The organism is Flavobacterium sp. 2755, from assembly GCF_031455715.1.
In the GTDB taxonomy this organism is placed as follows: Bacteria; Bacteroidota; Bacteroidia; order Flavobacteriales; family Flavobacteriaceae; genus Flavobacterium.
Genome location: NZ_JAVDTG010000005.1, coordinates 227,951 through 242,503 on the forward strand (window position 1 = coordinate 227,951; position 14,553 = coordinate 242,503).

A 14,553-nucleotide genomic window follows, 5' to 3' on the forward strand; every position below is an offset into this window, starting at 1 on the left:
GTGATTTTTCTTAAATCACTACATGCAAAACACTCTATTTTTTAAATTTTTATGATTTTGTTTTTTATAAAAATAAAATAGCCCGCAAGTTTTACCTGCGGGCTATTTGGAATAAATTATTTTATGCTACTCTTATTTGATCATTTCAAAACTTCTTTTTACAAAAGCAGTCAACGCTTCACCTTTTAAAAGGTTTTGAGATAACTTAGCTAAATCTAAAGCTTGTTTTACCAAATGTTCCTGATGTGTTTTATCTTCCGTATTTAAAATACTTGAAGCTAAATCAGAATTAGTGTTTACAACCAGATTGTACATTTCCGGCATATTTCCCATTCCGAACATTCCGCCGCCGCCTGTTTGGCTCATTTCTTTCATTCTACGCATAAATTCTGGCTGCGTAATAATAAATGGAGCTGCCTGGCTGTCCATAGCTTCCAGCTGAACGCTGTATGCTTTAGGGATATAAGCTTCTAATGAAGTTTTTAATGCTGCTTTTTCTTCATCAGATAATTTAGAAATCGTGTTTTCATCTTTTTTGATCAAATTATCAACATGGTCAGAATCTACACGAACGAAAGTCAAGTCGCTATTATCACCTTCAATTTTTTGAATTAAATGCGAAATAATTGGAGAGTCTAAAAGCAATACTTCGTATCCTTTTTCTTTTGCTGCTTCAATGTAAGAGTGCTGTGCATCTTTGTTACCGGCGTAAAGAATAACTAATTTACCATCTTTATCAGTTTGGTTTTCTTTTAGTTTTTCTTTTAATTCCTCTAAAGTAAAGTAAGTGTCGTCAACCGTTGGGTATAAAACAAACGCCCCTGCTTTTTCGTAGAATTTATCTTCAGAAAGCATTCCGTACTCTAAAACGATTTTAATATCGTTCCATTTTGCTTCAAAATCAGCACGGTTTTCGTTAAATAAAGCTTTTAATTTATCAGCTACTTTACGAGTAATGTAGTTTGAAATTTTCTTAACTGCTCCATCAGCTTGTAAACCAGAACGAGAAACGTTTAACGGAATATCCGGTGAATCGATAACTCCTTTCAACATGGTCAAAAATTCAGGTACAATTCCTTCTACGTTATCTGTAACGTAAACCTGGTTTTGGTACAATTGAATTTTATCTTTCTGGATTTGCATATCAGTACCTAATTTCGGGAAATACAAAATACCAGTTAAGTTAAACGGATAATCTACGTTTAAGTGAATGTTGAACAAAGGATCTTCAAACTGCATTGGATACAATTCTCTGTAGAAGTTTTTGTAATCTTCATCAGATAATTCAGAAGGCTGTTTTGCCCACGCCGGATTTGGGTTGTTAATGATATTGTCAAGTTCGATAGTTTCATTAACGTAATCTTCAGGAGCATCTTCTGGTTTTGGAAGAGTTTCTGTTCTTGTTCCAAATTTAATTGGAATAGGCATAAACTTGTTATACTTATTCAATAAGCCGCTGATTTTAGAATCTTCTAAAAATTCTAAAGAATCTTCGGCAATGTGCAGAATGATTTCTGTACCACGTGAAGTTTTGTCAGCTGGCTCTAAAGTAAATTCAGGGCTTCCGTCACAAGTCCAGTGTGCAGCAGGTTCATCTTTGTATGATTTTGTAATGATTTCTACTTTTTCTGCAACCATAAATGCAGAATAGAAACCAAGACCAAAGTGACCAATAATTCCAGAATCTTTTGCAGAATCTTTGTATTTATCTAAAAATTCTTCAGCTCCGGAAAAAGCAACCTGATTAATGTATTTTTCAACTTCATCAGCTGTCATACCTAAACCTTGGTCGATAATATGGATTTTTTTACCTTCTTTATCTACTTTAATTTCGATAACCGGATTTCCATATTCTACTTTAGCTTCGCCAATGCTTATTAAATGTTTTAATTTTAATGTCGCATCAGTTCCGTTTGAAACCAGCTCACGTAAAAAGATTTCATGATCGCTGTATAAGAACTTTTTGATTAAGGGAAAGATGTTTTCTACTGAAACATTAATTTTACCTGTTGTCATATTTTTTTATTTTTTGAATTTAACTTGATGATTTTCATTTAGTCAAATAAAATACCAATTTTTTTTAGATGACAAATTGTCGTAAATGTTAATTTTGAAAGAAAATAATTAGATTTTAAAAAAGAAATTCGCGCAATGAATCGTATATTTGTGGTACAATAATTGTTAAACGTGTAAGTATTAACTTAAATAAATGTACAAAATGAAGAAAATAATTTTCATTTGCATGATTGCCACAGTGTTATTCGCGTGTAAATCATCTTCGTCTACAGCTTCAACAGAAGCAACAACGCTTTCGACTAAACTTGACAGACCTACTCAAGTCGCTATTAAAGGGAACTGGGTTCTTACTAATGTATCTTATGCAGGTTCTGATTATATCAAAGTAACCTCATTTGATCTTGCAGATTCTAAATGCTTTATTGGCAGTACCTGGAATTTTATTTCAAATAATAACAAAGGTACAATGAATCTGAATTCTCCAAATTGTACAGCTTTTACTTCTCCAATCGTTTGGAGTATTAACAACCAAGGACTTTTTGTTCTTAAAATTGTAGATCCGGGATTAAAATCTAAAAATGTAAAATCAGGGTATTTACTAAAAGTTGCAGGTTTAACAGATAACTCTTTTCAGTTAATCGACAATATTAATGTTGGCGGACAAGTTAAAGATGTTACGTACCAATTTCAAAGAGCTAATTAATATTAAAAAGTATAAAGATGAAAAAGATAACAGTTTTAGGTTTAAGTAGTTTACTTGTATTAGTTAGTTTATTTACAAGCTGCGATTCAGTTAAAAATGCAAATAATACTCAAAAAGGTGCCGGAATCGGTGTAGTTGCCGGTGGTATTATTGGAGGTATTTTAGGAAATAATTTAGGAAAAGGCGGAAACGCTGCTTTAGGGGCTGCAATTGGAGCTGCTGTAGGTGGTGGAACCGGTGCCTTAATTGGTAACAAAATGGATAAACAAGCCCGTGAAATTGATCAGGCTTTACCAGGTGCTTCTGTAGAAAGAGTAGGTGAAGGGATTCACTTAACTTTAAATGAAAACGCTGTTCGTTTTGATACAAACAAATCAAGTTTAACTCCTCAGGCAAAAGCAAACTTAGATAAATTAGTTCCTGTTTTTAATGAATACGGAGATACTGATATTCAAATCTTTGGTTATACTGATAATACAGGTAAACCAGAATATAATTTGACACTTTCTGGACAAAGAGCTGCTTCTGTACAGTCTTATTTAGTTTCAAAAGGATTAAAATCAAGCCGTTTTAAAACTTCAGGTTTAGGTATTGTTGATCCTATTGCAACAAATGATACTCCGGAAGGAAGAGCTCAAAACCGTCGTGTTGAATTCTCTATTACAGCAAATGATAAAATGGTTAACGATGCAAAAGCTGAAGCTGGAAAATAATTTCAGATAAAATAAAATATAAAAAAAGCTGTTTCATAATTGAAGCAGCTTTTTTTTTGACTTTAGAAATTAAACATCGTAAATTTGACCTCTCTAATTACAACACATGCTTGATATTCAAAATATATCTTTTTCGTATACTGATAAACCAGTTATAAATAATGTTTCTTTTACGATCAATAAAGGCGAAAATATTGCCATTATTGGCGAAAGCGGTTGTGGAAAAAGTACGCTGTTAAAGCTTATGTACGGTTTGTTCGATTTAGACGAAGGCAAAATATTTTATAACGAAAAACCTATTCTGGGACCAAAATACAATTTGATTCCCGGAATGCCGTATATGAAATATCTGGCGCAGGATTTCGATTTGTCGCCTTATGAAACCGTGGCAGAAAATGTTGGAAAATTTCTTTCAAACGGTTTTGCAAACATGAAAAGACTTCGTGTTCAGGAATTATTGGAAATGGTAGAAATGGAACAATTTTCTAATGTTAAAGCCAAGTTTTTAAGTGGTGGACAGCAGCAAAGAGTGGCATTGGTAAGAGTTTTAGCTTTAGAGCCGGAAGTAATTTTGCTTGATGAACCTTTTAGCCAGATTGATGCTTTTCGTAAAAATGCTTTACGCCGAAACCTATTTAAATATTTAAAACAAAAAGGGATTACCTGTATTATTGCAACGCATGACAGTACAGATGCTTTGTCTTTTGCAGATGAAGCGATTGTAATGCGTCATGGTGAAATTATCGTAAAAGGCGATCCGGCAAAAATATACGAAGATCCGCAGACTAAATATGTAGCTTCATTATTTGGAGAAGTAAATGAGGTCGCAACACATTTATTGCTTCCTTACGAAGATGAAACGCATAAAACACTGGTTTATCCACATCAGTTTAAAATGGTTTCAGAATCTAAACTTCCGGTGAAAATCAGAAGAACTTATTTTAGGGGAGGACATTATTTAGTTGAAACCGTTTATAAAAGACAGTTAATATTTTTCGAAAGTGAAATTGATTTGCCGCTTGAACAGGAAATATTTCTTGGACTGAATTATCTTTAATGAGGTAATTTGCCAATTAGATAATTAGATAATTTTTGATCTTAAAAAAAATAAACCCGACAAGTTTTTGAAACTGTCGGGTTTACTTTTTATAATCGTTTAAGAAATAAATTAGTTTTTCAAATACTTCTCTAAAAACTGATCCTGTTCCCAAAGTAAGTGCAAGATATTTTCTTTGGCTACATAACCATGTGCTTCTTTCGGTAAAATTACCATTCTTGCAGGCGCTCCCAAACCTTTTAAAGCCTGAAAATAACGTTCTGTCTGCAAAGTAAAAGTCCCAGGATTATTATCGGCTTCGCCATGAACCAATAAAATTGGCGTTTTCATTTTTTCTGCATTCATAAATGGCGACATAGCATTGTAAACTTCTGGAGCTTCCCAGTAATTACGTTGTTCAGATTGAAATCCGAAAGGCGTCAGCGTTCTGTTATAAGCTCCGCTTCGCGCAATTCCACAGGCAAAAAGATTAGAATGTGTCAATAAATTTGCAGTCATGAACGCACCGTAAGAATGTCCGCCAATAGCTACTTTTTTACGGTTAATATATCCCAGAGCATCTACTGCATTAATTGCAGCTTCGGCATTGTCTACTAATTGAGAAATAAAATTGTCGTTTGGTTCTGTAGTTCCTTCGCCAATAATTGGGAAAGCTGCATCATCTAAAACAACATATCCTTTTGTAACCCAATAGACAAACGATCCGTAATAAGGAAACGTAAATTCATTTGAGTTTTGAGTGGATTGGCCAGCGCTATTTCGGTCTTTATATTCTGCCGGATAAGCCCAGATTAATAAAGGCAGTTTTTCTTTTTTAGCTTTATCATAACCCGCAGGAAGGTATAAAGTTCCCGAAAGCTCCAGTCCATCTTTACGTTTGTATTTAATTACCTCTTTGCTTACATTTTTAATGCTTTCAAACGGGTTTTTAAAATCCGTTATTGGAGTTAAACTATTTGGTTTTTTAATGTTTCTGAAAAAGTAATTCGGATATTCTGTTTTGGATTGAATCTGAACCAGAACTTTACCAGATTTAAAATCTTCAATTTCTAAAATTTCCTCTTTTTTATCCTTGTAAGGCGAAGTATAAACACGTTTTGATTTTAGTGTTTTTAAATTAAATTCATCAACAAAAGGAAACTGGCCATCTTTTGTATAACCATCTCCAATTCGGTACAAATTATCTTTTTCAAGAGCTAAAACATATTTATTGTATTCATTCTTTCTGGTTTCAAAAACGCCGGGATCAGAATAAACGTCTTGTGAATTTCTATCAGTTATTAATTTTGGCTGTTGATTTGCATCTGAAGGATTTATCAAATACGTTTTCTCATTTCGGGTATCATACCATTCATCAGAAACAACGGCAACATTGTCATTTCCCCAAGTAATAGTATTAAAACGTTGTGGTGTTTTAACTAATGATGAAGCTTCTTTATCAAAAGGAGCGTCCCAAAGAAAAACTTCGTCTCTAAAATCTACTTTATTTGCAGGATCTCCTTCATCTAAAGCCGTTACGTATGATAATGTTGCAGGTTTATCATTTCTCCAGGCCATTTCTCTTTTTCCTTTTCGAACAGCCATAAAACCTTTCGGCATAATTTCATTTAGAGGCACCTCGTTAACCGTTTTAATTTCTTTTCCTCTAATGTCGTAAACAATTGTTTTAGAAGGAAATCTGTTTAAAGGCACCACATACGAAAATGGTTTTTGAATTGTAGTCAGCATAATATAACTGCCATCTGGCGAAATTTTCTCACCGGCAAACATGGCTGCTTCTTTAAATAAAACAGCATCGCCATCTAATTTGACTTTGTATAACTCAGACGTAACACTGGTTTCGAAATTAGCTTCGTCATTTTTGTTTTTCAACATATCAGGATACGTTCTGTTTTGAGATTTTTCTCCAGATGTATTAGAAATAATAGGACCGGTTGGTAAATCTTTTTTAGAATCTAAAAGCGGCTGTCTGTTTTTTGGAAGCATTTTTACCAAAATCGTTTCGTTGTCAGAAAACCAGTTAAACGGATTTCCAAGATTGGCATTTACAGTTGCTTCCGTAAGTTTTGTGGCCTGAGCCGATGCAACATCTAAAACCCAAAGTTCAACACCCGTATTTGTCGTGTGAGAAAACAGGATTTTTTTATCGTTTGGCGACCAAAGAATATTGGCAATTTTTGGATTTTGCGGCAAACCTGAAACCTGAATTTCTTCTTTACCATTTATTTTTCTAAGTTTCAAATTGGTAACATACGTTACAGTACTTGATATATTAGTAACCGGATTTATTCGTATACCGGCTAAACGAATTTCGTCCTGATTTAAATCGTCGAGAGTTTTGTATGTGTTTCGGTACAATAAAAGCATATTTTCTTTTTTTGTATCCATTGAAACGGTTGGAGCTCTTTGGTAGTCAGCCAAATCTAAAATAGATTTAGAAGGTTTTTGGTAAGTTAAATTCTCCTGAGCAAAAGAAATAAAACCGATATTTAAAAATAGGAACAACGTAACCTTTAATTTCATGGGTTGAATTTTTTGGGTTTAAAAAATGGTATTCAATAATGTTTGTCTAAGATACTTTAGTCTTGTTACATTTTAAATCTTATTTTTCATTCTTTTCAAAGAATTCCTCAAAAAACTGTTTTTTCAAAAAGTAATTGTTTTTAAACAGTCTGATAATTAAAGTATATTAAATTGCCAATACCGAAAAAAATAGTAATTTGTACTCTTATGTTTTAAAGTATACGTAAATTTGCATTCTAAATTTTTAACAAATAACAATATTATATGTATCATTCAAAAATAGCAGGCTTAGGATATTATGTTCCTTCAAATGTTGTGACAAACGATGATTTGTCTAAGATAATGGATACCAATGACGAATGGATTCAGGAACGAACAGGGATTCAGGAGAGAAGACATATCATTCGTGGAGAAGATACTACGACTTCAATGGGTGTAAAAGCTGCTAAAATTGCTATAGAACGTTCTGGCGTTGCCAAAGAAGATATTGATTTTGTAGTTTTTGCTACATTAAGCCCGGATTACTATTTTCCAGGACCTGGAGTTTTGGTACAGCGTGATTTAGGATTAAGAACCGTTGGAGCTTTAGATGTTAGAAACCAATGTTCTGGTTTTGTTTACGCAATTTCTGTTGCTGATCAATATATTAAAACCGGAATGTATAAAAATATTTTGGTTATTGGTTCTGAGGTTCATTCAACCGGATTAGATATGACCACTCGCGGACGCGGGGTTTCGGTTATTTTTGGAGATGGGGCAGGAGCGGCAGTTTTAAGCCGTGAAGAAGATTTGACAAAAGGAATTTTATCAACGCATTTACATTCAGAAGGACAGCATGCCGAAGAATTGGCTTTGCAGGCACCGGGAATGGGAGCGCGTTGGGTAACTGATATTTTAGCAGATAATGATCCTAACGACGAAAGTTATTATCCGTATATGAACGGTCAGTTTGTATTTAAAAATGCAGTGGTTCGTTTTGCCGAAGTTATCAACGAAGGTTTAGAAGCAAACGGGCTTCAGGTTTCAGATATCGATATGTTGATTCCGCATCAGGCTAACTTGAGAATTTCTCAGTTCATTCAGAACAAATTCAAATTAAGCGATGATCAGGTTCATAATAATATCCAGAAATACGGAAACACAACCGCAGCATCTATTCCAATCGCTTTGACTGAAGCTTGGGAACAAGGTAAAATCAAATCTGGGGATACCGTTGTTTTAGCCGCTTTTGGTAGTGGATTCACTTGGGCAAGTGCAATCATCAAATGGTAAATTAATTCATCTTACATTATAATTAAAACCTGCTTCGTTTTGGAGCAGGTTTTTTTATACCTATTTATTTAGATGACTAACGATCTGTCAGGCTGAGCGAAGTCGAAGCCCCGTTCCAATTGGCAAGCTTTTTTAACGAGCCTTCGACTTCGCTCAGGATGACATCCGGGTTATTGATTTGAAATAGTGTTTTTTTGTTCTCAACGATTTGTCAGGCTGAGCGAAGTCGAAGCCCACGCCCCAATTGACAAACTATCAATTTCACTAAAAAAAATTATCAAGAAACAAACTTTGTTACATACGCTAAGTTAGGGGCGTGCCAATAGAAGCGGGGCTTCGACTTCGCTCAGCCTGACAATTGGGGCTTAATAAAATATAAAAAAGAAATATTTTTCTTACTTTTATTTCGTGCTAAAACTTTTAAATAAAATGAAACAATATTATGTTTATATACTAAAATGTTCTGATAATAGTTATTATACGGGATTTACAAATAATATTGAAAGAAGATTAAATGAACACAATTATGGTATAAACACAGAATGTTATACGTTTAATAAAAGACCTTTAGAATTAGTTTTTTTTACTGAATTTAATGATGTAAATCAAGCTATTGCATTCGAGAAACAAGTAAAAGGCTGGAGCAGGAAAAAGAAAGAAGCAATAATAAATGATAAGTGGGAAGATTTAAAAAAGTTATCAGAATGTTTAAATAAAACAAGTCATAAAAATTTTTATAAAAAGGAGGTTTAGTAGTAAATTAGCCTTCGACTTCGCTCAGGATGACACTCATGTTGAGATTTCTGAAAAACGTTTGTCAGGCTGAGCGAAGTCGAAGCCCCTTTTAAATAATTTACAATGAAAAAAAATCAATTAGAAATAGCATGCTTTAATTACGAATCGGCAATAATAGCTCAGGAAAACGGTGCAGATCGAATTGAGTTATGCGAAAACATGAAACTTGGCGGAACAACTCCAAACTCAATATTAGTCGTGAAAGTCCGCGAAAGCTTAAATATTAAAATGCATGTTATCATTAGACCTCGCGGTGGCGATTTTGTTTATTCTGATGAAGAACTGATAGAAATGAAACAAGATATCAAGCAATATAAAAAATTGGGTGTCGATGGTTTTGTTTTTGGAATTTTAAAAGACAGCGGAAATATTAATAAAAGGCAGAATAAGGAATTAGTGCATTTGGCACATCCGCTTCCTTGTACTTTTCACCGTGCTTTTGATGTGGTCAGGAATGTAGAAAAATCTCTTGAAGATATTATCGATTGCGGATTTAAAACGATTTTAACTTCGGGACAGGCGGTAAATGTAGAAGAAGGAATTTTGGCTTTGGAACGAATACAAGATCTTGCTAAAAACAGAATCGAAATAATGCCGGGCGGCGGTTTGCGATCTTCAAATATTAAATTATTACAAGAACGATTAGACTTGACTTTTTACCATTCATCTGCAATTACAAACAATTCAGAAACAGCAAATCCCGAAGAAATAAAAGAATTAAAAAATTTCCTATAATACTTCTCAAAAATAAAAAAGCCTGAAGCTGGCAAACTTCAGGCTTTTTTCTACAAGAAAATTATTTAAAAATATTAAAATTGATTCTAATAAAAGCAGTGATTAGAACATTCCGCCACCACCTTGATTAGTGTTTTCTTCTCTTTGTTTACGCTCTAATTTTTTGATTTTTGCTCCACCAAAGTTGTAAGTTAAACCTAAATAAACCGTTTGGCTTTCCCAGGTAAACTGACCATTTTGAGGATAAGGATAAACGCCATCAAACGAATATTTCATTGTGTTGAAAACATCATTAAAACGTACACTGATATTCATCTTATTGTCTAACAATGTATAGCGTGAACCAATATCCATTTTGTACATTTCATTTCTATGTTGTTGAATTTCTTCGACTCCGCCTCTGTAAAACCCGAATAATAAAAAGCTTAAACGTTTTGTAGGCTTAAAGTTTGAGTTCATACGAGCATTAAATGCAGAAGTTGTTACACTGCGCTCTAAAGGTGAACTTAATTTTGTTGCAGGATCATACTGGAACACAACACCTTGTTGATTTATACTTGAAAAATCAACAGATGGCTGGATATCCCACCATTTAGTAATTTTATAGTTAGCAGAAATGTCAAAACCATAAGCACTATTGTGATCGAAATTAGCAAAACCTAAAATTTGTTTGTAACCAGAAGCATCGTTAGGATCCGGACTTAAAGTTCTGCTTATTTGATCGTTAATAGCTCTTACAAAAACTCCCGCAGTAATGCTTCCTTTTTCAAGAGTTTTAGTATAATTTACTTCAACAGAATTAGTAAACTGAGGTCTTAATTCTTGATTTCCATATGAAGTTACTAATGGAGTAGAAAACTCACGAATAGGTTTTGTCTGCTCTAAACTTGGGCGATCAACACGACGGCTGTAGCTTAATTGTAAAACGTTTTTTTCATTTAAATTATAAGTTAAATAAGCTGATGGATATAAAGTAATATAATCATCATCAAATTTTTTGAAGCCGTGATTTAAATCAGCAGCAACTTTATAGCTTTCAAAACGGGCTCCTAACTGATAGCTGAATTTTTTATACTTCTGACCAAAAGTTACATAAGCAGAGTAAATGTCTGTATCATAAACATAAATAGAAGCTTGATCCGCAGGAGCAACTGCTGGATTACTTGTATTGTAAATATTGTCAGTTCTTGTAATTCTTGCCTCAGCACCTGCTTCAAGAGTCGTTTTGTCGTTTAACGGATTTACGTAATCAACGTTTACGGTACCTAATTTTCTTTTGTCATTGATGTAATCGTTGTACAAAATGGAGCTAGCAGTATTGTCTGGCTTTGTTGTTTTAGTATCAAAACCTGCATCTTGAGTTTCTCTGGTATTACTAAAGTTTCCTTCAAAATCTAAAGTATGACCTTCTTTTTTAAAGATATGTTTGTACGCTAAATTATAAGTTCCGGTTTCGTTTGGACCTTCGTATCTTGATTTTTGGTAGATATTTTTAATATCCGGATCTCCGTTATTGTAATCAATATCTGTATTTACAAGTCCAGTTCCTTTTGCTTTATTTTGATTGGTGTAAAATGATAAAGTATTGTGATCATTGATTAAATAATCCATTCCAACTTTATACAAATAGTTATCATTGTCATTAGAAATATCTAATTTTTGAACCACATCCTGATCTAATCTTTTGATATGACCATCGTTAAAATAAGTTCCAAAATTATTACCGGCATTTCCAAAGAAATTTACTTTTCCGGTTTTATAGTTTAAATCTAAAGACTGATTGTATTTTGCTGTTTCACCAAAAGTAATACCGCCGCTGTAACTTCCGTTAAAACCAGTATTAGCATTTTTGTGTAAAATAATATTAATAATCCCAGACATTCCTTCCGGATTGTATTTTGCACTAGGATTTGTAATCAACTCAATTTTTTTGATCGAAGTTGAAGGAATTTGTTTCAATAACTGAGCAGGATCAATGTTAGAAGGTCTTCCGTCGATTAATACACGAACATTGTCATTTCCGCGAAGCGAAAGTTTTCCGTCCTGATCCACATTTACAGAAGGAATATTGCTCATAATATCTGATGCAGAAGCTCCGGCAGTCGTCAAATCTTTCCCTACAGTAATTACTTTTCGGTCAATTTTTTGTTCCATTGTCGAACGTTCCGCAACAATATTAACACCTTTAAGCTGTGTTGCTTCTTCTTCAAGAGAAACATTTACGGTTGCAGATTTTTTATTATCGGCTAAAATTACAGAACCAATATATTTTCTAAATCCAATATATTGAATTTCGATAGTATAACTTTTTAGCGCTAGGTTTTTAACAGTAAAATCTCCGTTGTCATCTGTATTAACGCCTGATACTACTTTTCCGTTTTCTTTAAGAGAAACTGTTGCGTAAGAAATAGGTGCATTGTTTGATTTTTCGGTAATTTTCCCCGTGACCGTTCCGGTATTCTGGGCTTGTGCTGTTGCAATTACCCCCAGTAATGCAAGCAGAAAGAATTTTAATTTCATAATGAGATAATGATTGTTTTGATTTGATTGATGATGAGGTTGTTTTTTTGTTTTTGTTTTGATTTTTTTTACTTCAAATAAAATTTAAAGTCTCTATTAAGACTATTTTGTTGCCGATATGTTACATAAAAAGTAAAAAAAACTTTTTGTTTTTTTTGGAAGTTCTGTTTTGTAGTAGGTTAGCGTTTTGATTTTTTGATAATTTTAACATTCAAAACAAATCGTTTTTTAAGAAATTCTAACAGGATTATGTGATTTAATATGTTTTTCATTTTCTGTAATTGATGAATAAGCAGTATCTTTGCTCACTTTAAAATAAGTTTACATGTCATTATCACAAATTCTTACACCTTCTATACAAAAAGCAATACAGGCATTATTTGACGTTTCTGTTGATAAAATCGAGTTTCAAACTACCAGAAAAGAGTTTGAAGGCGATATTACAATGGTAATTTTTCCTTTGTTAAAAGTGATCAAAAGCAATCCTGCCGAATTAGGAAATAAAATTGGAAACTACTTAGTTGAAAATGTTTCTGAAGTTGCGCGTTTCAATGTAGTTTCGGGGTTTTTGAATATTGTAATTTCAGATAGTTATTATCTGAATTTCTTCAATGAAATAAAAAACAATCAAAAGTTTGGATATGTAACGCCAGATCCTGCCGATAAAGCAATTATGGTTGAATATTCTTCTCCAAATACAAACAAACCTTTACACTTAGGACACGTTCGTAACAATTTGTTAGGGTATTCTGTTGCAGAAATTATTAAAGCCTCGGGTAAAAAAGTGTATAAAACACAGATCATCAACGATCGTGGAATTCATATTTGCAAATCGATGCTGGCTTGGGAGAAATTCGGAAACGGAGAAACTCCGGAAAGTTCAAGTTTAAAAGGCGATAAATTAGTTGGTAAATATTATGTTGAGTTTGATAAAGCTTACAAGGCAGAAATCAACCAATTAATAGAAACTGGTAAAACCGAAGAAGAAGCTAAAAAACAAGCGCCGATTATTATTGAAGCGCAGGAAATGCTTAAGAAATGGGAGGCTGGAGATGAAGCTGTTATTGCACTTTGGAAAAAAATGAACCAATGGGTTTATGATGGTTTTGCAACTACATACACGAATCTTGGAGTTAACTTTGATAAATATTATTACGAAAGCAATACTTATTTATTAGGAAAAGATGTTGTGCAAGTTGGTCTTGATAAAGGAGTTTTCGAAAAAGATCCAGATGGTTCTGTTTGGATTGATTTGACAGATGAAGGTCTTGATCGTAAAATTGTATTGCGTTCTGACGGAACTGCAGTTTATATGACACAGGATATCGGGACAGCAATTCAGCGTGTAAAAGATATGCCGGATGTTGGCGGAATGGTTTATACTGTTGGTAACGAACAGGATTATCATTTTAAAGTTTTATTCTTAATCTTGAAAAAACTTGGTTTTGACTGGGCTTCAAGTCTATATCATTTATCATATGGAATGGTTGATTTACCATCGGGAAAAATGAAAAGCCGTGAAGGTACTGTTGTAGATGCTGATGATTTGATGCAGGATATGACAGACACAGCCAAACAAATTTCTGAAGATTTAGGAAAATTAGACAGCTATTCTGCCGATGAAAAAGCAAAATTGTATAAAACAATTGGTCTTGGAGCTTTGAAATATTACATTTTAAAAGTAGATCCTAAAAAACGTATTCTGTTTAATCCGGAAGAATCTGTAGATTTTGCTGGAAATACAGGTCCGTTTATTCAATATACTTACGCCAGAATTCAATCAATCATCCGTAAAGCCGATTTTGATTTTTCTGAAAAAACCAACATCGAAGAACTTCATGAAAAAGAAAAAGAATTGGTAAAACAAATCGAACTTTTCCCGGAAGTAATTCAAAATGCAGCACAAAATCATAGCCCGGCATTGATTGCAAACTATACTTACGATTTAGTAAAAGAATACAATTCGTTCTATCAATCTGTTCACATTTTAGGTGAAGTGGATTTGACTAAAAAGATTTTCAGAGTACAGCTTTCGCAAAAAGTTGCTGAAGTTATAAAATCAGCTTTTACATTATTAGGAATTGAAGTTCCGGAGAGAATGTAAAAACTTTTTACAAGAATTAAAAAAGCCGATAGTTTTAAACTATCGGCTTTTTGTTTTAGAATTGTTCACTAAAAGGATGAAAAATAATAAGATAAGACATATTTTAAGTTAAATA

Annotated in this window: 10 protein-coding genes; 7 read left to right on the forward strand and 3 right to left on the reverse strand. The window is 33.3% G+C overall.

Annotated elements, in window-relative coordinates:
• Positions 1-132: 132 nt before the first annotated feature.
• On the reverse strand, positions 133-2,016 hold the full coding sequence (gene htpG, locus J2Y38_RS13790; RefSeq protein WP_309843491.1) for a molecular chaperone HtpG: 1,884 nt from the start codon (positions 2,014-2,016) through the stop codon (positions 133-135).
• Between the two features lie 202 nt (positions 2,017-2,218).
• Between htpG and J2Y38_RS13795 the strand changes: the two genes are divergently transcribed.
• From J2Y38_RS13795 to J2Y38_RS13805, 3 genes are all read left to right on the forward strand, one after another.
• Complete coding sequence (locus J2Y38_RS13795; protein WP_309843494.1) at positions 2,219-2,719, forward strand: lipocalin family protein; 501 nt, start codon at positions 2,219-2,221, stop codon at positions 2,717-2,719.
• 17 nt (positions 2,720-2,736) lie between these two features.
• A complete protein-coding gene (locus J2Y38_RS13800) occupies positions 2,737-3,432 on the forward strand; it encodes an OmpA family protein (protein ID WP_309843497.1) in 696 nt (231 codons plus the stop codon).
• 106 nt (positions 3,433-3,538) lie between these two features.
• Positions 3,539-4,489: an ABC transporter ATP-binding protein gene (locus J2Y38_RS13805; protein WP_309843499.1), complete on the forward strand. Its 951-nt coding sequence runs from the start codon at positions 3,539-3,541 to the stop codon at positions 4,487-4,489.
• 111 nt (positions 4,490-4,600) lie between these two features.
• Here the strand turns inward: J2Y38_RS13805 and J2Y38_RS13810 are convergent, their stop codons facing one another.
• Entirely contained in the window at positions 4,601-7,012 is a 2,412-nt protein-coding gene (locus J2Y38_RS13810; protein WP_309843502.1) for a prolyl oligopeptidase family serine peptidase, read from the reverse strand.
• A 264-nt stretch (positions 7,013-7,276) separates the two neighbouring features.
• Between J2Y38_RS13810 and J2Y38_RS13815 the strand changes: the two genes are divergently transcribed.
• The 3 genes from J2Y38_RS13815 to J2Y38_RS13825 all read left to right on the forward strand — a co-directional run bounded on the left by J2Y38_RS13815 (position 7,277) and on the right by J2Y38_RS13825 (position 9,814).
• Positions 7,277-8,284 carry a 3-oxoacyl-ACP synthase III family protein gene (locus J2Y38_RS13815; RefSeq protein WP_035650216.1) on the forward strand — a complete coding sequence of 336 codons (1,008 nt, stop codon included), beginning with the start codon at positions 7,277-7,279 and terminating at the stop codon, positions 8,282-8,284.
• Between the two features lie 429 nt (positions 8,285-8,713).
• Positions 8,714-9,037 carry a GIY-YIG nuclease family protein gene (locus J2Y38_RS13820; RefSeq protein WP_309843509.1) on the forward strand — a complete coding sequence of 108 codons (324 nt, stop codon included), beginning with the start codon at positions 8,714-8,716 and terminating at the stop codon, positions 9,035-9,037.
• A 105-nt stretch (positions 9,038-9,142) separates the two neighbouring features.
• Positions 9,143-9,814, forward strand: coding sequence for a copper homeostasis protein CutC (locus tag J2Y38_RS13825; RefSeq protein WP_309843512.1), 672 nt, complete (start codon positions 9,143-9,145; stop codon positions 9,812-9,814).
• A 102-nt stretch (positions 9,815-9,916) separates the two neighbouring features.
• Here J2Y38_RS13825 and J2Y38_RS13830 read toward each other — a convergent pair whose 3' ends face one another.
• A complete protein-coding gene (locus J2Y38_RS13830; RefSeq protein WP_309843514.1) occupies positions 9,917-12,334 on the reverse strand; it encodes a TonB-dependent receptor domain-containing protein in 2,418 nt (805 codons plus the stop codon).
• A gap of 325 nt (positions 12,335-12,659) precedes the next feature.
• Here J2Y38_RS13830 and argS point away from each other — a divergent pair, with 325 nt between their 5' ends.
• Positions 12,660-14,438: an arginine--tRNA ligase gene (gene argS / locus J2Y38_RS13835; protein WP_309843517.1), complete on the forward strand. Its 1,779-nt coding sequence runs from the start codon at positions 12,660-12,662 to the stop codon at positions 14,436-14,438.
• Positions 14,439-14,553 lie beyond the last annotated feature (115 nt).